Source organism: Neobacillus novalis NBRC 102450 (assembly GCF_001591805.1).
Taxonomy (GTDB): domain Bacteria; phylum Bacillota; class Bacilli; order Bacillales; family Cytobacillaceae; genus Neobacillus; species Neobacillus novalis.
In genome coordinates this window covers 156492-176696 of the sequence record NZ_BCVP01000010.1, presented here as the reverse complement: position 1 = coordinate 176696, position 20205 = coordinate 156492, and the positions used below count along the sequence as shown (strand labels likewise).

The 20205-nt window shown below is 41.6% G+C and carries 25 protein-coding genes and 1 pseudogene; 22 read left to right on the top strand and 4 right to left on the bottom strand.

Translation table 11 applies throughout. From position 1 onward, the window contains the following. Window positions 1-37: 37 nt before the first annotated feature. Entirely contained in the window at window positions 38-796 is a 759-nt protein-coding gene (locus tag BANVL01_RS08800; RefSeq protein ID WP_066086138.1) for a flagellar motor protein MotB, read from the bottom strand. After that, window positions 780-1577, bottom strand: a complete 798-nt coding sequence (gene motA, locus BANVL01_RS08795; RefSeq protein ID WP_082804922.1) for a flagellar motor stator protein MotA — start codon at window positions 1575-1577, stop codon at window positions 780-782. The genes BANVL01_RS08800 and motA overlap by 17 nt, the downstream gene beginning before the upstream one ends. 115 nt (window positions 1578-1692) lie before the next feature. Here motA and BANVL01_RS08790 point away from each other — a divergent pair, with 115 nt between their 5' ends. The 3 genes from BANVL01_RS08790 to BANVL01_RS08780 are packed head-to-tail and all read left to right on the top strand — an operon-like array spanning window position 1693 to window position 3777. Continuing rightward, window positions 1693-2130 (top strand): YaaR family protein, encoded by a 438-nt coding sequence (locus tag BANVL01_RS08790; RefSeq protein ID WP_066086146.1) that lies wholly within the window; start codon window positions 1693-1695, stop codon window positions 2128-2130. A gap of 29 nt (window positions 2131-2159) precedes the next feature. Beyond that, a complete protein-coding gene (locus BANVL01_RS08785; RefSeq protein WP_066086149.1) occupies window positions 2160-2999 on the top strand; it encodes a flagellar hook-basal body protein in 840 nt (279 codons plus the stop codon). A gap of 4 nt (window positions 3000-3003) precedes the next feature. Next, on the top strand, window positions 3004-3777 hold the full coding sequence (locus BANVL01_RS08780) for a flagellar hook-basal body protein (protein WP_066086152.1): 774 nt from the start codon (window positions 3004-3006) through the stop codon (window positions 3775-3777). A gap of 40 nt (window positions 3778-3817) precedes the next feature. Here the strand turns inward: BANVL01_RS08780 and BANVL01_RS08775 are convergent, their stop codons facing one another. Then, a complete protein-coding gene (locus BANVL01_RS08775; protein WP_066086155.1) occupies window positions 3818-4267 on the bottom strand; it encodes a PilZ domain-containing protein in 450 nt (149 codons plus the stop codon). A 144-nt stretch (window positions 4268-4411) separates the two neighbouring features. Between BANVL01_RS08775 and flgM the strand changes: the two genes are divergently transcribed. The 8 genes from flgM to fliD all read left to right on the top strand — a co-directional run bounded on the left by flgM (window position 4412) and on the right by fliD (window position 11681). Then, window positions 4412-4693 (top strand): flagellar biosynthesis anti-sigma factor FlgM, encoded by a 282-nt coding sequence (gene flgM / locus BANVL01_RS08770; protein ID WP_169803150.1) that lies wholly within the window; start codon window positions 4412-4414, stop codon window positions 4691-4693. Next, window positions 4686-5156: a flagellar protein FlgN gene (locus BANVL01_RS08765; RefSeq protein ID WP_066086165.1), complete on the top strand. Its 471-nt coding sequence runs from the start codon at window positions 4686-4688 to the stop codon at window positions 5154-5156. Before flgM ends, BANVL01_RS08765 begins: the two co-directional genes overlap by 8 nt. 12 nt (window positions 5157-5168) lie before the next feature. Next, window positions 5169-6602 carry a flagellar hook-associated protein FlgK gene (flgK, locus tag BANVL01_RS08760; protein WP_066086170.1) on the top strand — a complete coding sequence of 478 codons (1434 nt, stop codon included), beginning with the start codon at window positions 5169-5171 and terminating at the stop codon, window positions 6600-6602. 23 nt (window positions 6603-6625) lie between these two features. Beyond that, entirely contained in the window at window positions 6626-7501 is an 876-nt protein-coding gene (gene flgL / locus BANVL01_RS08755) for a flagellar hook-associated protein FlgL (protein WP_066086175.1), read from the top strand. 168 nt (window positions 7502-7669) lie between these two features. Continuing rightward, on the top strand, window positions 7670-8524 hold the full coding sequence (gene hag / locus BANVL01_RS08750; protein ID WP_066086176.1) for a flagellin Hag: 855 nt from the start codon (window positions 7670-7672) through the stop codon (window positions 8522-8524). Between the two features lie 177 nt (window positions 8525-8701). Further along, the gene (gene hag / locus BANVL01_RS08745) at window positions 8702-9592 is read left to right on the top strand and encodes a flagellin Hag (RefSeq protein ID WP_066086179.1); all 891 of its coding nucleotides are present in this window, start codon (window positions 8702-8704) and stop codon (window positions 9590-9592) included. A gap of 85 nt (window positions 9593-9677) precedes the next feature. After that, window positions 9678-10043: a flagellar protein FlaG gene (locus BANVL01_RS08740; protein ID WP_066086182.1), complete on the top strand. Its 366-nt coding sequence runs from the start codon at window positions 9678-9680 to the stop codon at window positions 10041-10043. 111 nt (window positions 10044-10154) lie between these two features. After that, on the top strand, window positions 10155-11681 hold the full coding sequence (gene fliD, locus BANVL01_RS08735) for a flagellar filament capping protein FliD (protein ID WP_066086185.1): 1527 nt from the start codon (window positions 10155-10157) through the stop codon (window positions 11679-11681). 18 nt (window positions 11682-11699) lie between these two features. Here fliD and BANVL01_RS08730 read toward each other — a convergent pair whose 3' ends face one another. Beyond that, on the bottom strand, window positions 11700-12398 hold the full coding sequence (locus tag BANVL01_RS08730; RefSeq protein WP_066086188.1) for a glucosaminidase domain-containing protein: 699 nt from the start codon (window positions 12396-12398) through the stop codon (window positions 11700-11702). Between the two features lie 167 nt (window positions 12399-12565). Here BANVL01_RS08730 and BANVL01_RS08725 point away from each other — a divergent pair, with 167 nt between their 5' ends. The 11 genes and pseudogenes from BANVL01_RS08725 (at window position 12566) to fliF (ending at window position 20198) form a co-directional block, all read left to right on the top strand. Next, entirely contained in the window at window positions 12566-13675 is a 1110-nt protein-coding gene (locus tag BANVL01_RS08725) for a flagellar hook-length control protein FliK (protein WP_066086190.1), read from the top strand. Window positions 13676-13688: 13 nt separating this feature from the next. Then, window positions 13689-14126, top strand: a complete 438-nt coding sequence (locus tag BANVL01_RS08720) for a flagellar hook capping FlgD N-terminal domain-containing protein (RefSeq protein WP_066086192.1) — start codon at window positions 13689-13691, stop codon at window positions 14124-14126. Further along, a complete protein-coding gene (locus BANVL01_RS08715; protein WP_066086195.1) occupies window positions 14126-14911 on the top strand; it encodes a flagellar hook-basal body complex protein in 786 nt (261 codons plus the stop codon). The genes BANVL01_RS08720 and BANVL01_RS08715 overlap by 1 nt, the downstream gene beginning before the upstream one ends. Before the next feature lie 88 nt (window positions 14912-14999). Next, window positions 15000-15956: a flagellar motor switch protein FliM gene (gene fliM, locus BANVL01_RS08710; protein WP_066086198.1), complete on the top strand. Its 957-nt coding sequence runs from the start codon at window positions 15000-15002 to the stop codon at window positions 15954-15956. Between the two features lie 118 nt (window positions 15957-16074). Further along, a pseudogene (fliN, locus tag BANVL01_RS28185) lies at window positions 16075-16320 on the top strand (flagellar motor switch protein FliN); the annotation flags it as partial. A gap of 23 nt (window positions 16321-16343) precedes the next feature. Further along, window positions 16344-16703 carry a hypothetical protein gene (locus BANVL01_RS08700; RefSeq protein WP_066086206.1) on the top strand — a complete coding sequence of 120 codons (360 nt, stop codon included), beginning with the start codon at window positions 16344-16346 and terminating at the stop codon, window positions 16701-16703. Between the two features lie 77 nt (window positions 16704-16780). Further along, window positions 16781-17152, top strand: coding sequence for a flagellar export chaperone FliS (gene fliS, locus BANVL01_RS08695; protein WP_066086209.1), 372 nt, complete (start codon window positions 16781-16783; stop codon window positions 17150-17152). Window positions 17153-17273: 121 nt separating this feature from the next. Continuing rightward, window positions 17274-17660 carry a flagellar basal body rod protein FlgB gene (flgB, locus tag BANVL01_RS08690; protein ID WP_066086213.1) on the top strand — a complete coding sequence of 129 codons (387 nt, stop codon included), beginning with the start codon at window positions 17274-17276 and terminating at the stop codon, window positions 17658-17660. Window positions 17661-17664: 4 nt separating this feature from the next. After that, the gene (gene flgC, locus BANVL01_RS08685; protein ID WP_066086216.1) at window positions 17665-18105 is read left to right on the top strand and encodes a flagellar basal body rod protein FlgC; all 441 of its coding nucleotides are present in this window, start codon (window positions 17665-17667) and stop codon (window positions 18103-18105) included. A gap of 14 nt (window positions 18106-18119) precedes the next feature. Then, the gene (fliE, locus tag BANVL01_RS08680; RefSeq protein ID WP_066086217.1) at window positions 18120-18410 is read left to right on the top strand and encodes a flagellar hook-basal body complex protein FliE; all 291 of its coding nucleotides are present in this window, start codon (window positions 18120-18122) and stop codon (window positions 18408-18410) included. Window positions 18411-18605: 195 nt separating this feature from the next. After that, window positions 18606-20198 (top strand): flagellar basal-body MS-ring/collar protein FliF, encoded by a 1593-nt coding sequence (gene fliF, locus BANVL01_RS08675; RefSeq protein ID WP_066086220.1) that lies wholly within the window; start codon window positions 18606-18608, stop codon window positions 20196-20198. Window positions 20199-20205 lie beyond the last annotated feature (7 nt).

Here is a 20205-nt window from a genome sequence, read left to right as displayed (position 1 = left end):
GCTCAACCATTCAGGGAGAGTTTGGCTTTTTCAAAAATTAACTATTTCGTAAAATAACAATATTCACGCGGCGATTGACCTGTTTATGCTCCTCAGTATCATTGGGAACGAGCGGTTTGAATTCACCATAGCCAGCAAACTGGAGGCGTTCTTTGGCAATATTCTTTGTTTCAAAATAATGGAGCACACTGACTGCCCTGGCCGAGGACAGCTCCCAGTTTGAGGCGTAATTCGAATTGTTGATTGGCACATTATCGGTATGGCCTTCAATGCTGATTGGATTCGGGACTGTTTTGATTAAGACAATGATGGCATCCAAGGTTTGATTGGAACTATCCTTAAGACTGGCTTTGCCGGGATCAAACAGAATGACTTCCTTAAAGGTAATTTCCACTCCCCGCTTCGTGTCTTGCAGTGTAACATCTGCTTGCAGGTGACTATCGGCAATGAACTTTTCAATTTTTCCCTTCAACTCTAAAAGCTCGGTCTCTTCTTTGCTCGGACCTGGGGCCGCACCCTGTGCCGGCTTCGGTTCTTTCACCTCTTGATCCGGCAAGTCCTTATTTGGCGGCTGAACGGACAATCCAGCCTTATGATTATCGATTTTCGTCCCCGTTAATTCCGATTTGAACGATTGCATAATCGACATAAATTTCTGTTTATCGACCGCACTGGAGGCAAATAACACAATAAATAAAGCCAGTAGCAGCGTCAGGATATCGGCATAGGGGATCAGCCACGATTCATCAATATGTTCTTCATGTTCATCGTCAAAATTTCTACGCTGTTTTCTCATGTGCTTTGTCCTCGGTTTTCTTTTCTAGCTTTTTCCGTTCCTTTGGCGGGATATAAACCGTTAATTTCCGCTCAAGCGCACTCGGTGAAACCCCTTGATAAATCGCTAACAGCCCTTCAATTGTTAACAGCTTTAATTCCTGTTCCCGTTTCGAGAGCCGTTTTAATTTATTGGCGAGTGGATGCCATAACACGTAGCCGGAAAAAATACCCATTAAAGTGGCGATAAAAGCGGCGGAAATGGAATGACCAAGTTTTTCAACATTATTTAAATTTCCAAGTGAGGCAATGAGTCCAATAACGGCTCCCAGTACGCCAAGTGTCGGGGCATATGTCCCTGCTTGGGTGAAGATTAACGCACCCGTCTTATGGCGTTTGCTAACCGCGTCAGCTTCATCAAAGAGAACTTCTTCGATGAAATCTGCTTCATTGCCGTCAATAATCATTTCCAAGCCTTTTTTTAAAAATGGATCCTTTGTTTCGCCGGCGACTTCCTCTAGTGCAAGAAATCCTTCCCGCTTCGCAATTTCCGCGCATCTGACTAAATTGGCTGTTTGCTCTGCCTTAGATGGGAGTTTTGGTTCGAAAAAAGCGATTTTTAATAGAATAGGGAACTTTTTTATTTCACTGAGTGGGAAAGCGATGAATAACGCTGCGGCTGTCCCGCCAAAAATAATTAATAACGCAGCAGGATTATATAAAGCTGCTAACGAGGCTCCCTTTAAAATCATTCCAAACCCAATAGCGAGTAATGCAAGCAAAATTCCAATAATCGTCGACATCATTTTCTCCTTTAAAAGTAGAATAAATAGATTTATAATGTTATTGTACGTGAATCGGTAAAATTCGACAATTCATTTTGAAAAATATCATTCATTTAATAGGGGGACATTCCGTTTGAAGATTCAACCGAACCATGGTGTGAACCAGGAACGTTTTTTTTCCACGAGAGAAAAGGGAAAAGAAACACTGTCCTTTCATCATATTTTACAAGAAAAACAAACCACACTTTCCGAGGCGCGATTGCAAACCATCTTCGATGAGCTTGAACAGCATGGTTCGAGTTTAAGCCGTTCCCGGTCCTTAAAGGATTTAATCGCTTATAAGCAGACGATCCAATCCTTTTTAAAAGAAGTGGCCCAGAACGGGGTCGCGATTGAAGAACACAAGGGTTCCTATCCAAATGGACGGGAAAAGCGTTTGAAGATGATAAAACAAGTCGATCACCAGCTGCTGGGGCTGTCCGACCTCGTGTTAGACAAGCAAGCGCCTTCAATCGATTTGCTCCAGAAAATGGGTGAAATCAAGGGGTTATTAGTTAACCTCTATTTATAGATATTTTAAAAGCGAGAGGGGCACGAACCATGCTTCGCGGAATTGAATCTGCATCATCAGGGATGATTGCACTGCAACGAAAGCAAGATGCGTTAACAAATAATTTGGCCAATGCCGAAACACCTGGCTACAAACAGGACTCCAGTCCATTGCGGGCGTTTCCGGAAATGCTGCTAGAGCAAATACATAATCAAAGTTCAGCGCCAGGAAGAAAAATCGGCTCCTTAACGATGGGGGTCTATAATCAAGAAACCTTAGCGTTGTTTACCCAAGGCAGTCTTGTCAGTACAAACAGCCCGTTTGATGTCGCCATCAATGATTCACAGCTTGCACCGGTTCTAACCAACAATAAATACTTAAAACCTTCCGTTTTATTCGCCGTTCAAACAGCTGATGGCGGCTTTCATCTGACGAGAAATGGCAACTTTTCCGTCAATGCCAGCGGACAGCTGACGACTTCATCAGGTGATTTGATTTTAGGACAAAATGGGGCGCCGATTTCTGACCCGGAATTGGCTTCTGGTGATGTGACAATTAGCGACAACGGGGATGTCATCATCCATCCCAATGATGCCGCGCGCGCAAAAACAGTCGGCTCGCTTGGTATGGTTGTTGTCAACGACCCCTCGCAACTTGTGAAAGAGGGGAATGGCCTGTTTACGATTAATGGCGGGAATACCGCGATGATTGCGAAGACCATGCCGGAGGGTGTGCAATTACAACAGAAGATGCTCGAGCAATCGAATGTCGATATCGGCCAGACGATTACCGAAATGATGGCCAATATCCGCTTGTATGAGGCAAACCAAAAGGTCCTCCAAGCCTATGATAAAACATTGGAACAGTTGAATACTGTGGGAAGGGTATAAACGAATGAATACATCCTTATATATTGCTTCAACAGGAGTCCGTGCCTATCAAGGAAAACTGGATAATATCGCTAACAATATTGCCAATGTCGATACAACTGGTTATAAACGTCGGGAAGCAACATTTTCTGATAATCTCGCAGTCTCGATTCAAAATCAAACCGAGCAGCAAAAGGAAATCGGCCGCACTTCCCCTCTTGGGATTCGGACAACCTTTGGTTCGAGGATAGCTGCAACAGCACTGGATACAACCCAGGGGACGCCGCTAGAAACAAACAATCCGTTTGACTTCATGATTGTCGGCGATGGATATTTCCAAGTCCAACGAACAACCGGAAATACGACGGAAACATTGTATACTAGAAACGGGGTTTTTCAGCAAATGGCGCTTGGGAATGGCCGTATACAGCTTGTAAATTCCCAAGGTGATATTCTCCTTGATCAAAACGGGAAGCCGATTGAATTAAACAGCGGCGAAAACTTTCAGGTGCTAACGGACGGAACGATTGCCGGAAGCAGCCAGAAAATGGCGATTGTGACGATTGAAAACCCACAGCTGTTAACCGATGAAGGCGGTGTCTCCCGGCTCATTGGTGGGACGGTATCGTTGGCCAATTCGGTTAATCTGAAACAAGGCTATCTCGAATCCTCAAACGTCGATTTAAACAAAGAAATGACCGATATGATTAAGGCGCAACGGGGACTGCAGGCCAATGCCCGGGCCCTCAGCTATGCCGACCAAATGCTGGGGATTGCTAACGGAATCATGAGAACATAAAAAACGCTCGCATCAAAGGTGCGGGCGTTCTCCAACTATTTTATTGGGCAATTTTCCTTGTTAACGATGTTAATTTTTTTTGTAAATTTTCCTCCATACTAGGATTGATAAAAATGAATTTAATTCCGTACTGGTCGCGGTTGGACGCAACGGTTTGCTTTCTTTTTACCATACCCTCAAGTAAAAATGTCTCTTCTTCGAGAGTGAAATAAATAAGCAGCAACGATTTTAATGTCAGGGAATCTGATTTTGCCTCAATTCTAATTCCTGTCGTGCTGATATCACAAATAAGCGCAGCCTCTCTTGAAGAGGAATACAGTGGTTGAACGTTACACATTTTATTATTAATGTATAAACGATAGGCAAGACGTCTCTCAATACTATTCTCTTGTGCCTGAGGTTGACTTTTTCGATTATTCTTCAGCATCAACACAAGCATGGTTGTAATAATGATGAGAAGCACGAAAGACAGTGCCAGTAGTATGTACATGTAATTTCATCCCCTGTATGCGTTTTCTAGTAAAATAGTAGCATTAAAAAGTGAAGAAGAAAAGGAGAAGTTTTCCACTAACCAATTGAAGCAAACCTGCCGATACATAAGAATAGAGGAATGGATGGAAAGGAGCGGACCGTTGTGAAAATCAATAACGTTAATCAAATTAATCGAATTGGTGCAGTATACAATGCCTATCAAAAAAATAACGAGCAGCCAAAGAAGGCTACCGGTGAGAAAAAGGTGCAATTCGAGCAGGTAGAATTATCGAGCGAGGCGCAAAAGCAAATCCACCAGGAAAAAGCAGAGAAAATCGCTCACTTAAAACAACAGATTGCTAATGGGACCTACCAGGTTGACAGCGGGAAGGTCGCTGAAAAACTACTAGCTTTTTGGAAGTCAGGAGCAAAAATCGATGAATAAACTTACAGAAGCTTTGCAGACACTGGCAGACCTTCACGAAGCGTTAGTAGAGACGGCCAAAAAGAAACAGCAAATATTAATCAGTGCCGAGCTAAATCCGCTATTATCTATTTTAGCAGAAGAGTCGAAGCTGATTAAAAAAATTCAGGTAGCGGACCAAAAGCGAACGGCAATTTTAGGCGAACAAGCAAATCAGCATTCGCTTGCTGAATTAATCGAACGGGAGCCGGATGACGCGGTAAAGAAGGAATGGAGTGACCTGTACACTCATCTAAAGTCTTTATTAGCAGAAATCGAGCAGGTCAATCTGACGAACCAGCAATTAATCAAGCAGTCGTTAACATTTACAAATTATATGATCGAACAGATGGTGCCTTCATCGAACGGAACGGGTGTATACAGCCCAATGGCAGGCACACAGGAAAAGCAGGAATCTGTTCGTTTTTTTGATGCAAAGGCATAGGGGTGAAGAAAAGTGGGATCAACCTTTGGGGGATTAGAGATTGGTAAGCGAGCGATTTTAGCGCAACAGGCAGCTCTAAATACAACGGGGCACAACATTGCCAACGCCAATACAATTGGCTATACAAGACATGATGCGATTTTGAAGGCAACCAATCCGTTTGCCTATCCGGGCATGAATAACAGTACGGCACCGCAGTCGATCGGGACAGGCGTTGAAGTAACCGAGCTCCGACGGATTCGTGATCTTTTTTTAGATGGACAATACCGGATTGCCCAGCAGGCAGCGGGCTATTGGGATGCGAAAGCGAATGCACTCACAAGCATTGAGGGGTTATTTAATGAACCATCAGATTCAGGGCTGAGCATGATGCTTGACCGTTTTTGGGGAAGCTTTCAGGAACTGGCCAAGAACCCGGATAGTTTAGCGTTTAGAACGGTTGTGGCAGCGAACGGGAAGGCAGTGGCGGACAGCATTCAAGCGATTTCACGGGGAATTACCCAAATCGAAACCGAGTTAACGAAGGATGTATCGTTAAAAGAAGGGGAGATTAATGCTGCGATAAAAGAAGTGGCTGCCTTAAATAAACAAATTTCCTTGTTGACGGCAACAGGCCAGCAGCCGAATGATTTATTAGACAAGCGGGATCTACTAATTGATAATCTATCGAAATTAGTGGGTGTTCAAGCTACTCCAGGCCAAAATGGCATGGTCGACCTTAAGGTAGGCGGCGTGGCCATTGTCGATGGCATGACTCCGAAAACATTTTCAGTCAACCCACAAACGGGCGCAGCGATGGCTGATGGAAATGCCGTTACCATAGATGGCGGCGAAATCAAGGGTGCTCTTGAAATGTTGAGCGGGACTGGGTCATCTAGTATTCCATCATTAAGAAAAAATTTGGACCTTTTAGCTGGTGCGATTGCATCACAAATGAACAGCTTGCAGACAAGCGATGATGCGCGAAATTTAGATGATATTGCGGCGCAAACACAGGTAGAAAAGATCCTGTTTTTTGTTGATAAAGATGATCCTACCAAGCCGCCAAAGGATGCTGCCAGCATAATGGTCAATCCTCAACTATTGACGTCACCTGGAAAAATCGCTGCCGCAAAATCTGATTTCACTAGCGACGGCTCTAATGCGAAAGCAATGGCTGATTTGCAATTCCAAAAGATTACTATAAATGGCAGTCAAACGACGATTGGCGATTTCTATCTGTCGATTGTTGGTCAATTGGGCCTTGATGTCAATGGCGCAATCCAAGCGAGTAATAGCACGGCAGCTGTGGCGCAGCAAGTGGACAATCGCAGACAATCAATCTCCGGCGTTTCGCTTGATGAAGAAATGACCAATATGGTGCGCTTTCAACAAGCCTACAATGCCGCAGCGAAATATGTTTCCGCCGTCAACGATATGTTAGATAAATTAATTAATGGCTTATAAATGGCAAGAAAGGAGGATGTAGGATGCGCGTAACACAGCTTATGGTGACACGAAACTTTAACCAGAATTTACAGCGGAATAACACCGCAATTGATTCATTGCGCCAGCAAATCTCGTCCGGTGTGAAATACGAGAAAGTTTCCGATAATCCGATGGCGGCAATGAAAGGATTATCGCACCGATCGTCGATGATGCAACTTGAGCAATATCAAAATAATGCACAGGACGGGATCGACTGGCTCACAGCTGTTGATGATACACTCGGTAATGCTACGAATGTGCTCCAGCGAATTTACGAATTAACCGTTAAAGCCAGTAATGATACAAATGACGAGCTTGATCGAAAGAGTATCGCTGTTGAAATCCGTTCGTTAAAAGAGCAGCTTGGTAACATTGCCAATACCAATTTTATGGGGAAATATCTTTTTTCGGGTATAGACCAGAAGCAACCTTATAACAATGGTAAACTAGATATGGGCGTTCAGTCGGGGATGTCTTGGGAAGTAGGTCAAGGCATGTCGGTGAGTTCAAATGTAAATGCCCAATCGGTATTTGGATTTCAGGTTAATGGGAAAAATTTATTTGAAACCCTTGATCAGCTGTCAACAACATTAGAAGCCAACGAGAACCCTAATGATCTGATTGGCGTGATTGAAAAGCAAATGAACAACGTTCTCACCCAGCGCACTGTAGCAGGGGCCAATCAAAATTTGCTCGAATTAGCCTCCAATAAAATCGATCAAGCCACCTCCCTTCAGGAAAAAATGCTATCAAAGGTAGAAGATACGGACTATGCAAAGTCATATATCGAATTAACAGCACACGAGACAGCGTTAAAAGCATCGCTATCTGCTGGGGCGAGACTTATGCAGCCGACTTTAGTTGATTTCTTGAGATAAGTAGAACCTAAAAAAACTCGCTGATTTGGCGGGTTTTTCGTATTTAACGCAAAAATAAACATAAATAGATAAATTTTTTCAACTTTCCCCTCTACATATTTAAAAACCCTGTCGATACATAGAAATAGAGAGGAAGAATTTCCTTATCACAGTAGGAGGGTACATAAAATGAGAATTAACCATAACATTTCAGCTCAAAACACTTATCGTCAATTATCAACAAACAATGCAAATCAGGCAAAAAACATGGAAAAGTTATCATCAGGACAACGGATTAACCGTGGTGCTGATGATGCAGCAGGTCTATCAATCTCTGAGAAAATGCGCGCACAAGTTCGTGGCTTAGATCAAGCCTCTAAAAATGCACAAGATGGTATTTCCTTAATTCAAACTGCAGATGGAGCTTTAAACGAAACGCACTCTATTTTACAACGTATGCGAGAACTAGCTGTTCAAGCAGGTAATGATACAAATAATACAGAAGATAGAGCTGCTATACAAAAAGAAGCAGATGAACTATCGAAACAGATTACATCAATATCAGATGATACTGAATTTAATGGCACAAAACTATTAAATGGGACTGGAGCAGCAAATTTAAGCTTTCAGGTCGGTGCAAATTCCTCTCAAACACTTTCTTTAACTATTACTGCGATGGATTCATTTAAATTGGGTGTTTCAGCTGGAACTGATGCCCTTACATCAAAAACTGCAAATGCTATTGATTTAACAAGCAGTACTGCGGCGGCTACTGCTCTTGGAAAAATTGATATTGCAATTGGAAAAGTTTCAACCGAACGTGCAAATCTAGGTGCTACACAAAACCGTTTAGAATTCACAACAAATAATTTAGCAGCTACTTCTCAAAATCTTTCAAGTGCGGAATCTCGTATCCGTGACGTTGATATGGCGAAGGAAGTTATGGAAAGCAGTAAGAATGGAATTCTTGCTCAAGCTGCTCAAGCGATGTTGGCTCAAGCAAATCAGGCGCCACAATCAGTTCTTCAATTATTACGAGGATAATTTCAAAGGAGAGAAACCTTTATTTTTTAAGGTCTCTTTTGATAGGTAATTTCCTTAGTATTAATAATTTTGAGGTTAAAAGCGTAAAAATCTACATAACCTCTTAATTTTTATATTATGTTCGAAAAAAATTAGCAGATAGTATATTTTCTAATCAAAAAGTGGGGGACAAATGTTATGAGAATTAACCACAATATTTCAGCACAAAACACTTATCGTCAACTATCAACAAACAATGCAAACCAAGCAAAAAACATGGAAAAGTTATCATCAGGACAACGGATTAACCGTGGTGCTGATGATGCAGCAGGTCTATCAATATCTGAGAAAATGCGCGCACAAGTTCGTGGCTTAGATCAAGCTTCTAAAAATGCACAAGATGGTATTTCTTTAATTCAAACTGCTGATGGAGCTTTAAACGAAACGCACTCTATTTTACAACGTATGCGAGAACTTGCTGTTCAAGCTGGTAACGATACGAATAATACTGAAGATAGATTGGCTATTCAAACAGAGGCAGACGAGTTGGCAAAACAAATAACCGATATCGCTAATAATACAGAGTTTAATGGTACAAAAGTTTTAAATGGTGTAGGCGCTGCAAGCTTAAGTTTCCAAGTAGGCTCAAATGAAAATCAAACTCTAAGTCTAACAATCAAGGCAATGGATGCTGCTACTCTAGGAGTATCAGTAGCTGGTGCTACTCCAGATACGGATAATGCAGCTGCTACAGCAGCAGATGCTGCTATAACAAAAGGTGCTATCGATATGACCAGTAATTCTGCAGCATCCGGAACAGCTATTACTGCAATCGATAATGCAATTAAACTAGTTTCAACTGAACGTGCTAATCTAGGTGCGACACAAAACCGTTTAGAATTCACAACAAATAACCTAGCAGCAACTTCTCAAAACCTATCAAGTGCTGAATCTCGTATTAGGGACGTCGACATGGCGAAAGAGGTCATGGAAAGCAGCAAGAATGGTATTCTTGCTCAAGCAGCACAAGCTATGCTGGCTCAAGCAAACCAGGCTCCTCAAGGAGTTCTTCAATTACTTCGTGGATAATCTTTATTAATTGGGAGGCTCTAGGAAACCTAGAGTCTCTTTTTAAATAAAAAACGTATCAACAAAGGGATATGGTGATTAGATAATGGAAATTAATTCAAGATTTAATGCAAACCAAAATAATGTTTCTCCGTCTGTTCGGAAGAGTGATGAATTTGTGAAACAAGAAAATACATCTGAAAATAAGAGAATTCTAGAAACTAAACAACCAATTGACCTACAACCAGAGAAAACCCCGGAACAAACAAAAAATGCCCTTGAAACTTTCAATAAAATTTTTAAGCCTACCCATCTTGAGTTCCAAATACACCACGATTCAGGTAAATACTTTGTTGAAATTATCGATGATAAGACCAAGGAAGTACTAAAACAAATTCCTTCAGAGGAATTTTTAAAAATGATAGCCGAAGCAAAAGAAAATCATGGATTGATAGTTGATATTCGGGTTTAATCATTTTTAATAAGGCTTTTAGTCTTACTTTAAATTGATGTTTACCCTATCTTTTATTTTCTAAATAGCCGATACTAATACATAGATATTTCTTAATCTGAGGTGAAAAAATTGGCTACTTCTTCGATTACTAGAATAACTGGTATGGCAACGGGGATGGATACGGATTCGATTGTCAAAAAATTAATGGATGTCGAGAAAATCCCGTTAAATAAGCTCAAACAACAGCAACAAAAGCAGACATGGTTAAGTGACGCTTATCGCCAGTGGAATAAAGATCTGCTCTCGTTTCAATCCAATACATTGTTCAATATGAAATTATCAAGCGCTTATAACACGTTTGATGTAACTTCAAGCCTATCAAACTCAATATCTGGAACGGCAACAAGCAGTGCAATTGCTGGTACCTATACAGTAGCTGTGAACAGAATTGCCGAGTCGGCCACATTTACGGGTAACAAAGTTCAATTAGACCCGTCAAAACCTTTGGGTGATGGAACGGATAGCGTATTAACAACGATCAAAATTAAGGATAACAATGATTCAACAAAAACAATCGATATTGACATCAAAAATTCCGATACACTTAATGATGTCATTTCAAAATTCAATAGTGCAAAAGACTCCTCTGGTAAAAGTTTGGGATTGCAAGCAATTTATGATGGAAAACTGCAGCAATTTATCTTGAAAACAAAGGCCACTGGTGATGAAACAAAAATCGACTTTGGTCAGACTAGCCAAGAGGGCCAAGATTTTTTTAAAAACATTCTTGGGTTTGAAGAACTCTCGAAATCGGGTAAAAATGCGGATATTACCTTCAATGGAAATCAAATTACATCATTATCATCAAACAATGTGACGATTATGGGAATCAGTCTGACACTAAAAAGTCCGACCTTGGATGCCGCGGGAAACCCGCTTACTAGCACGATTAATGTCTCGCAAAATATCGATGCTGAAGTGAAAAATATACAAGATTTTGTTAATAAATATAATGACTTATTAGATAAATTAAACAAAGCTCTCGATGAACAATTCTATAAAGATTATCCGCCACTGACAGATGACCAACGGAAGGATCTGTCGGAAAAGCAAATTGAACAGTGGGAAGAGAAGGCGAAAAGCGGTCTGCTTCGCCGAGATAGTATCCTCACCGATATGATGAATAAACTGCGAAGCGCCATGGGTGCCATCGTAAGTAATGGCAGTACATATAATTCGCTTGGTTCGATTGGGATATCATCAAAAAGCTATCAGGACCGTGGAAAGCTATATATTGACGAAAAAAAATTACGGGAAGCAATTCAGGCAGATCCGGATGGTGTCCGGACCTTATTTTCACAAATAGGCGATACGGATAAAGGAACAAATGGAGTAGTTCAACGACTTTCTGATGTGATGACACAAGGGATTAAAGATTTAACAAAAAAAGCCGGGGTTACGGGAAGCTCCCTATATGATCAGAGTGTCATTGGAAAATTGCTCGCAAACATTCAGAAGGATATTACGCGGCAAAACAGCAGGATGTTTGATAAGGAAAATCAATACTACAAACAATTCGCCGCAATGGAAGCAGCAGTTAATAAATTCAACTCCCAAGGCTCGTGGCTGTATTCACAATTTAATAGCGGACAATAAAGAAAAGGTCGATTTCGCTTATGCGAAATCGGCCTTTGTTAGTTTTTCGAAGTAATGCTGTACGCCTGATACCCAATCGTTATTTAATTGGTTTGGGTCGTTGTCGGCGCCGATCGGTGCGTATTTCGCGCCGATTTGGGCAATTGTCATTTTGCCATCGTCCAAATAATTCTTCCTTAGGTTGCGGGCCATATCAAAGATGCTGTCTTCAACGGACGCATAGGTTTTTAAGCCGTTTTTCCCCATCATCCCCGCTACATTGTGTTTGTAATTGGCTGCATTTGAACTGCCGTTTCCTGTCTCGTGGATGGAAATAGCGGCAAGCAGTGCCGGGCTAATTTGATACATTTTCCCAGCTTCGACAAAGGTGTTTCCTTTATTTTTTAAAGCGCCCTTTAACTGGGAATCAAGGGCAGCGGAATCTACATTTTCATATTGTACCGGTGTTCCGCCCACTAAAGTGGACAGCAATTCTACGACGCTATCAGTATTAATCGAGTTAGGATTTATTCCTAAATTAATCGGATTCATCTTAAAATAATCAGCAATTGACTCGCTGTTACCACCATCGATTTTGGCAAGTTCTGCTTCAAGAATTACTTGGCTCAGCAGTGAAGAAAAAGAACTGCTTGTTGTTTTAGCAGCAATGGCAGTCTGGCCGTAGTTCGAAATAGTCTTATTCAATAATTGTTCGGTAAGTAAGGAATTTATATTCATGAACTTCTTTCCTTTCAAACAAGCATACCCTTTTATTTTACCTGATTTTGTCGAAAATGGAACGATTATTAAAAATTTTGTCAAACTTTGTTTATTTCTTGTTGTTTGATTCTTAGAAAACGATTATCCTTATGATAGTAAAGTTATAGAATAGTAGGTGGCAATAGGTGATTCAGCCTCCAATTGTAGGAAATAAATACATAATTAATGGGACTAACAGGACAGAGAATAAAGAAAAGAACACTCTTTTTGATGAGTTGCTGCAATCCACAGCCGGAAATGAGCAGGAAAATGACGAGGGAAATGTTGATTTGCTTTTAGGGTTAGTGAATATCCTCCAAGCGCCGTCGGCACAGCCAGCGCCGCAACTAGTACAACCTCAAGTAATAAACCAACCAATCTCGGATTTATCGCCGAATATTGTAATACAACAAGAGGATGCTCCACTGTTAGCGGAAAACCAGCAACGTGTTGTCCCTAACTTATTAAAAAAAGATGATTACCACCAACTGCCAATAAAAGCAGCTAATCATCAACCAGCTGCTCAACCAGTAGAATTAAAAGAAAATGAGATTCCTATTTTTCAGCAACAGCTGTCAAAAAAGTTGGTGATGGAAACAGCAGTTACTCAGTTAACTACCAATGCACCTGAGGATTTGCTTAAGGAAACTTTTATGGTAACCACTTCGGAGGAACCAGTAATCGGGCAGAAAAAAGAAGATTCCAATCCATTCAACATAACTGGATTCATTCCTCCAGAAAATCGGCAGACAAACGAATCGTCCGCAAGTCGGATAAATCCGGGTGAAAAGCCTGTTTTTCCTGTGCCAGTACGGGCAACCAATTTTCAACAGGACGTGGGGCAAGTTTTTCAAGCGGCGATTAAAGTGCAGGAGGCAAAGAAGGGGATGGAAGCAACCTTTACCTTACAGCCGGAGCATTTAGGGAAAGTTGATGTGAAAGTGCTGATTAAGGATGGGAATGTGACGGCAGAATTTCTGGCGAGCACCCCGTTAGGAAAGGATTTGCTGCAAACAAATGTGCAGGCGCTCCATATGGCACTGGAACAGCAGGGCTTTCGGGTTGATAAAATTGATATTTCGCAGCAATTCAGCCATTTGGCCAATTCTTTTTCACAAAAAGGAGATTCCAACTCAAGGCAAGGGCAGCCGGATTCACGGAAGCGGAATGAACGCTACATTCAAACGAAGGAAGAAGCCTATCTAGATTTTCCGAGCGAGATTGGCTGGAGTTCACAAATAAATACGACGGCCTAGAGGAGGAAACTAGTTGGCAACGATTAATGCGCTTAATCCATATACACAACAATCAAGCAACAATCCGCAAACAAAAGAGCTGGGTAAAGAACAGTTTCTTAAAATCTTGGTTGCCCAGCTGCAAAATCAAGATCCAACCCAGCCGATGCAGGACGGTGAAATGATTTCGCAAATGGCTCAGCTAAGTGTGCTAGAGCAGCTATCAAACTTAAACAATTCACTATCCGCCTATCTATATTTAAATTCTAACCAAGATAATTTAGCCCAATATTCTAGTATGTTAGATAAGAAGGTAACGTGGATGAATCCGGAAACGAATAAAATTGAGAGCGGCATTGTCACGGGTGTCCAATATAAGAATGGATTTGTATATTTTAAAATTGGCGATCAAGAAGTGCTTTCATCTGCTATCCTATCAGTAGAAATTAATCATAACGAGGTGGAAAAGTAATGTTACGTTCATTAAATACTGGAGTATCAGGTCTTCGTGCCTTTCAAACAAAGTTAGATGTGATTGGAAATAATATTGCAAACGTGAATACAGTCGGTTATAAAAAGGGCCGGGTTGTCTTTGAAGACATTTTCAGTCAAACCTTAAGGGGTGCTACGGCGCCATCAGCTTCTTCAGGCGGAATTAATCCGCTTCAGGTTGGCTTGGGAACAAAAGTAGCTAGTGTTGATAATTTATTTACACCAGGCAGTCCGACAACAACTAACAATCCAACAGATTTATACATTGATGGGGATGGGTTTTTTGTCGTTCAGAATTCCTCGAATGAAAGATTATTAACTAGAGCTGGTACTTTTTCATTTGATAGTAATAATCAGTTGGTCAATCCAGATGGGATGATTCTACTAGGTATAGATGGTAAACCTGTTAAACTTCCAGATGACAGCGTCGCATTTTCCATTGACATAAACGGAAATGTTAAAGGTTTTGATAAAGATGGTAAGGAGCTTCCTGGTGGTACAACGATTGGGATTTCCACAATTACCAATCCAGGAAGGTTAAGTAAGGTTGGCGGCTCATTATATCGCGATACGGATCCAATCATTATTAGTAATCCTAAAGATAAAACTGTGCAACTTATCACCGGCCAGCTTGAAATGTCCAACGTCGACCTATCGGAAGAACTAACCGACATGATTACCGCCCAGCGCGGCTTCCAAGCAAATGCGAAGATCATTACGGTTTCTGATTCGATTTTGGAAGAATTAGTAAACTTAAAACGATAATTAATAAATGATAAAGGGATTGGGGGAGAATACTCCCTCACCCTTTATCATTTTATGGAAATGGAACAAGATTGAGAGGAACGTAGCAATGGCTGATCGTAATTCGATTTCACATCAAGAGTTAACTGAAGCAAATCGGACAGCAAATGTGAAGGTTTATGATTTTAAGCGGGCGCAGAAGCGGCTATCGACAGAGCAGCTTCGAGTGCTGAAGAAAATTCATGAATCATTTGCCTATCGGTTGTCTTCCACATTTTCAACGCAGCTGCGGACAATCACCCAGGTTGATGTGGTTTCTGCCGAACAGCTCACCTATGAGGATTTCATTCAAACATTGCCCGGAAATACCGTATTAGCGGTGCTTGAAGCCGCCGGACAGGAAAAGCGTCTGGCCTTGAATTTCCCGCCGCGAATGGCTTTTGCGATGATTGACCTCCTGCTCGGCGGGAAAGGAACATGGGAGAACACTGAAACCACTTCGATTACTCCTATTGAATCAAATGTTTTAAAGCGGGTTGTCGAAGGGGTCATTCAGAATCTACACAAAGCCTGGACAGATATGATCACACTTAAGTTGAAAAGTGCTAGCGTTGAAACCAATCCACAATTTTTACAGCTTGTTGACCCTGCTGACCCTGTCGTGGTTATGACTTTTACAGTCAGCTTTGGGGAAATGCTGGAACGAATGCAGCTTTGTATGCCTTATACGTTAATAGAACCATTTATTTCAAATCTTTCGGCTCATAACTTGTTAGTGCATAGCCAAGAAGTGAAAAACAATCTAGAAAACGACTTCATTCAGGAACGAATTGAACATTTAACGGTTCCTGTTCGGGTGGAATTAGGGCGGGCAGCGATTTCGATAGAGGAGTTTCTTGGATTGTCTGTCAATGACGTGATCCAATTGGATCAGCTGGTTGATGAACCGCTAAGTGTAAAAATCAATGATGAGACGAAATTTTTGGCTTTCCCGGGAACGAAAAAATCACGGATGGCGATTAAGATTGAACAAGTAGTAGAAGGGGAAGAAAAAAATGAACGATAACGGCAAGCTTACACAGGAGGAAATGGATACACTTCTTGGCAGCAACAATGGATCAAAAACGGAGGAACCATTTCATTTTTCTGAGCTAACGGCAAAGGAAACGAAGCAGCTGAAAGAAGAGTCGGTAAATTTACCGCTCCTCCTTGATATCCCATTGGAGGTTGTCGTCGAGCTCGGCAGGACAAAAAAGAAAATCAGTGAGGTTCTTGAATGGACCAGCGGCTCGATTGTCGATTTGGACAAAATGGCCGGAGAACCGGTTGACATATATGTGAACAAAAAACTTGTTGCTAAAGGGGAAGTGGTCGTGATTGACGAACACTTCGGCGTAAGACTAACGGAAATTTCGCCAGCCCCCTTTTAAACTTGCAAACTAGGTGAATTTAAATGATAAATGAAAAAATAGGACTGCTGGAAGAATTTTATCAGCAAACACTATTAATGAAACAAGCACTCGAAACAGGCAAAGACGAAGCGGTCTTTGGATTGCTAGAGGAACGGCAGAACTGTATCGCCGCCATTGATAAACTTGATCAACAGGCTGGAACCACCCTGATGAATGAGCAAATAAAGGGGCAGCTGCAGCGGCAAATGCTCTTGGAACGTGACCTTCAGCAGAAGCTCCAGCAAGCATTGAAAAAGCTCAGCATCCAAATGCGCACACAACAAAATGAAACATTTTTAACCAAACAATACGAAGAAATGATACCGGTATCCAAAGGGATCTTTTATGATTCTAAGAAATAAGAAAAGCGGAAGTGCCCGTTTAGCGAAGTACACTAGTCGCTGGGCGCTGGAGCTAGACAATGAAGGGAAGTTGTAAGATGCTAAATCCGCAGGAAGTCTACCAAAGAAATCAAGTAATGACTGCTCGCCCGGAAGAACTAACCTTAATGCTCTATAATGGCGCCATCAAGTTTCTTCATCAGGCAAAACTGGCGATTGAAAAAAAGGATATCACGAAGGCAAATAGTTCTCTTGTCAAAACACAGGACATTCTTACCGAATTGATGACCACCTTGAACTTGGACTATGAAATTTCCAACTCGTTGTTATCACTTTATGACTATATGAAAAATCGCTTAGTTGAAGCGAATATCGCCAAAGACATAGCAGTTATAATCGAAATTGAAAATATGCTATTCGAACTAAAAAATACATGGGCGACAGCGATGAAACAGGGACTATCCTCCTAATGTGAAATCATTAGGAGTTTTTTAAATACAGACACGCATTTTTTGATTTCAAATACTGTTATATTAATGTAGAATAATATCGAATGCTGTCAAATTAATGAAATATTTGTAGGTGAAATCGATGAGTCAGATAATCGGAATTATGTCTCAAGCACTAGATGCTTCTTCGTTAAGACAAAAAGCTATTTCTAATAACATCGCAAATGCTGATACTCCTAATTACAAGCCCCAACGGGTATCGTTTGAGGACATGCTTCAGCAGGAAATACATAGCTCTTTTTCCGGAAAACGTACAAATGAAAAGCATATTGCCATCGGCCATGGAAGTACAATCCCATCTCCTAAACTAGTAAATGAACATACAGTGATGAGGAATAATGGCAACGGTGTTGATTTGGATTTTGAAATGACGGAAATGAGTAAAAACTCATTATGGTATCAATCGTTAGCCTATGGAATGAATGAAGAGTTCAATTTATTAAAAATGTCAATTAAGGGAAGAGGGTAAATAAATGTCGATCTTCCAATCTCTTTCAATTAACGGCTCGGCCTTAACGGCCCAGCGCCTTAAATTAGATGTCGTTTCCGCTAATATTGCCAATGCCAATACGACAAGGGGAGAGTTCGTGAATGGCAAATGGGTTCCTTACCGTAGAAAAATGGTTGAACTTGCTGCGGGCACGCCGTCCACTTTCGACTCCTATTTAAAGCAGGAATTAAATCCCACAGGAGTCCGTGTCAATAAAATTGTTGCGGATCAGACGCCCTTTAAAGCTGTTTATGACCCATCCAACCCGGACAGTGACGGGCAGGGCTATGTGATGATGCCGAATGTCGATGTGACAAAGGAAATGGTTGATTTAATGGCGACCTCCCGGGCCTATGAGGCAAATATAACGGCCTTTAATGCCGGAAAAACGATGCTGCAAAAAGCATTAGAAATTGGTAAATAAGGGGCAAAATTGTGATGAAAATTACAGGAATCGATCCAACAAGCAGTTTATTATCGTTAAATAAACCGCAAAAGACCGAAGGCACATCATCGTTTGAATCGATGTTAAATCAATATATTCAACAGACAGACAATGCTGTAAAAGATTTTGAAACCAAATCGATTTCCTTGGCAAAAGGTGAAGATATCAATTTGCACGATGTCACAATTGCAGCCCAAAAAGCAAGCATCGCCGTGCAACTAACCACACAAATACGTGATAAAGCAGTAGAAGCTTATCAAGAAATAATGAGAATGCAAGTCTAAAAGCGGAAGCGCCCGTTTAGCGACGTATGGACTGGAGCGCTTCGACTGAGATAAAGGAAACACGAAGAGCGGAGCGATTCGATGTTGACTTATCGTAGGGAGAAGAGCGAAGTCCACTAGTCGCTGGGCGCTGGAGCTAGACAAGTCTAAAAGCGGAAGCGCCCGTTTATTTTTTAAAGAAAAAGTGGAGAAATCATGAATCAACAGATACGAGAATTTAGTGGGAAAATCAGTGAGTATTGGAAATCGGTTAGCTCTAAAAATAAACTGCTGTCCATTGGACTGTTTATTTTTATTGTCTTAGTATTGTCGCTCACCATTTACTTTGTCTCCAAACCCAACCTTGTGCCGCTCTACACTAATGAGATGAGCCAGCAGGAAATTGGTGATATTAAGGCGGAACTTGATCGGCAAGGGTTTACGCAATATCAGTTGGGTAATAACGGGACCACCATTTTAGTTCCTGAAAAAGATGCTTCGAATTTACTCGTGTCACTGGCGGCCAAAGGGCTGCCGAAAACAGGCTCGATCAGTTTTTCCGAGATGGCAAAAAACATGCAGTTCGGGGCGACGGACCGGCAGCTGGACGCGATGGAGCGAGAAGCGCTGCAGGGACAAGTAGCCAATTTACTGTCACATGTAAATGGGGTAAAGAGCGCACAGGTCGTAATCTCGACTCCTAAGGAAACCTTATTTATTAAACCGAACGAAAAAGAAAAGGCCTCGGCTTCAGTCGTTATCACCCTTCAGCCTGGCTATGAACTGGAACCGAAGCAGGTTCAAACCTTATATCATTTAGTATCGAAGAGTATTCCTAATTTGCCTAAAGATAATATCATCATGACCGACCAATACGGGAATGGTCTGGACAATCTATCCCAGGAAAATGCAGGCACAACCGGGACGTATGAGGATCAGCGGAAGATTCAAAAGGATGTCGAAACAGATATCCAAAAAAACCTCCAGCAAATGTTAGGAACGATTATCGGCCAGAATAAAGTATTCGTACAAGCCTATGTTCGCTTAAATTTTGACCAGGTAAAAACAAAGGAAGATCTCGTTGAGCCTGTCAATAAAGAAACAAACGAAGGCATCGCGATCAGTGCCGAAAAAATCCAAAAAACCTACAGCGGGAAGGATAGTTCAGGTGCTGTAAGCGGCACCGGGGAATCCGACACCCCTGGTTATGCTGGGACTGGAACTAATGGGGCCCAAGAAAATAAGTCGGACGATATCGAAAGCCGTGTGAATTATGAAGTGAATCGCATTTCCAAGGAGATTGTGCAAAGTCCGTATAAAATCGAGGACATGACCATTAATGTCGGCGTCGAACCGCCTGATCCGAAGAATCCTGGGTCATTAACAAAGGATACGAAAGATAATATTCAGCAAATCCTTTCGAATGTGGTCAGAACGGCGCTCAGCGATAACCCGAATGTAACCGATCAGAATCTGGGCTCACGGATTACCGTCTTCCCAAGGGAATTTAGTGGAAATAAAGTGCCGGCGAGTGAATCCGTAACGGCAAGCACACTCCCTAAGTGGCTGCTTTACAGCTTAATTGGTGCAGGAGCATTGCTCATTCTCCTTATATTGTTCCTTATTTTTCGCAGGAAAAAGCCCGAGGAACTAGAAGATGAAGTGTTCCCAATGTTTGAGCCGCAAATGATTAGAACCGCTGTCGATAAAGAAGAGGAAAAAGTAGCCCTTAAACAGCAAATCGAACAAATGGCAAAAGAGCATCCAGGCGAATTTGTTGGTTTGCTTAGAAATTGGATGAAGGAATAAGAGGAGG

Coding starts and splice junctions, on each gene's coding strand:
- BANVL01_RS08800 (WP_066086138.1), bottom strand. CDS start 796: ATGAGAAAACAGCGTAGAAATTTTGACGATGAACATGAAGAACATATT.
- motA (WP_082804922.1), bottom strand. CDS start 1,577: ATGTCGACGATTATTGGAATTTTGCTTGCATTACTCGCTATTGGGTTT.
- BANVL01_RS08785 (WP_066086149.1), top strand. CDS start 2,160: ATGCTTCGCGGAATTGAATCTGCATCATCAGGGATGATTGCACTGCAA.
- BANVL01_RS08780 (WP_066086152.1), top strand. CDS start 3,004: ATGAATACATCCTTATATATTGCTTCAACAGGAGTCCGTGCCTATCAA.
- BANVL01_RS08775 (WP_066086155.1), bottom strand. CDS start 4,267: ATGTACATACTACTGGCACTGTCTTTCGTGCTTCTCATCATTATTACA.
- BANVL01_RS08765 (WP_066086165.1), top strand. CDS start 4,686: ATGAATAAACTTACAGAAGCTTTGCAGACACTGGCAGACCTTCACGAA.
- flgL (WP_066086175.1), top strand. CDS start 6,626: ATGCGCGTAACACAGCTTATGGTGACACGAAACTTTAACCAGAATTTA.
- hag (WP_066086176.1), top strand. CDS start 7,670: ATGAGAATTAACCATAACATTTCAGCTCAAAACACTTATCGTCAATTA.
- hag (WP_066086179.1), top strand. CDS start 8,702: ATGAGAATTAACCACAATATTTCAGCACAAAACACTTATCGTCAACTA.
- BANVL01_RS08740 (WP_066086182.1), top strand. CDS start 9,678: ATGGAAATTAATTCAAGATTTAATGCAAACCAAAATAATGTTTCTCCG.
- BANVL01_RS08730 (WP_066086188.1), bottom strand. CDS start 12,398: ATGAATATAAATTCCTTACTTACCGAACAATTATTGAATAAGACTATT.
- BANVL01_RS08715 (WP_066086195.1), top strand. CDS start 14,126: ATGTTACGTTCATTAAATACTGGAGTATCAGGTCTTCGTGCCTTTCAA.
- fliM (WP_066086198.1), top strand. CDS start 15,000: ATGGCTGATCGTAATTCGATTTCACATCAAGAGTTAACTGAAGCAAAT.
- BANVL01_RS08700 (WP_066086206.1), top strand. CDS start 16,344: ATGATAAATGAAAAAATAGGACTGCTGGAAGAATTTTATCAGCAAACA.
- fliS (WP_066086209.1), top strand. CDS start 16,781: ATGCTAAATCCGCAGGAAGTCTACCAAAGAAATCAAGTAATGACTGCT.
- flgB (WP_066086213.1), top strand. CDS start 17,274: ATGAGTCAGATAATCGGAATTATGTCTCAAGCACTAGATGCTTCTTCG.
- flgC (WP_066086216.1), top strand. CDS start 17,665: ATGTCGATCTTCCAATCTCTTTCAATTAACGGCTCGGCCTTAACGGCC.
- fliE (WP_066086217.1), top strand. CDS start 18,120: ATGAAAATTACAGGAATCGATCCAACAAGCAGTTTATTATCGTTAAAT.
- fliF (WP_066086220.1), top strand. CDS start 18,606: ATGAATCAACAGATACGAGAATTTAGTGGGAAAATCAGTGAGTATTGG.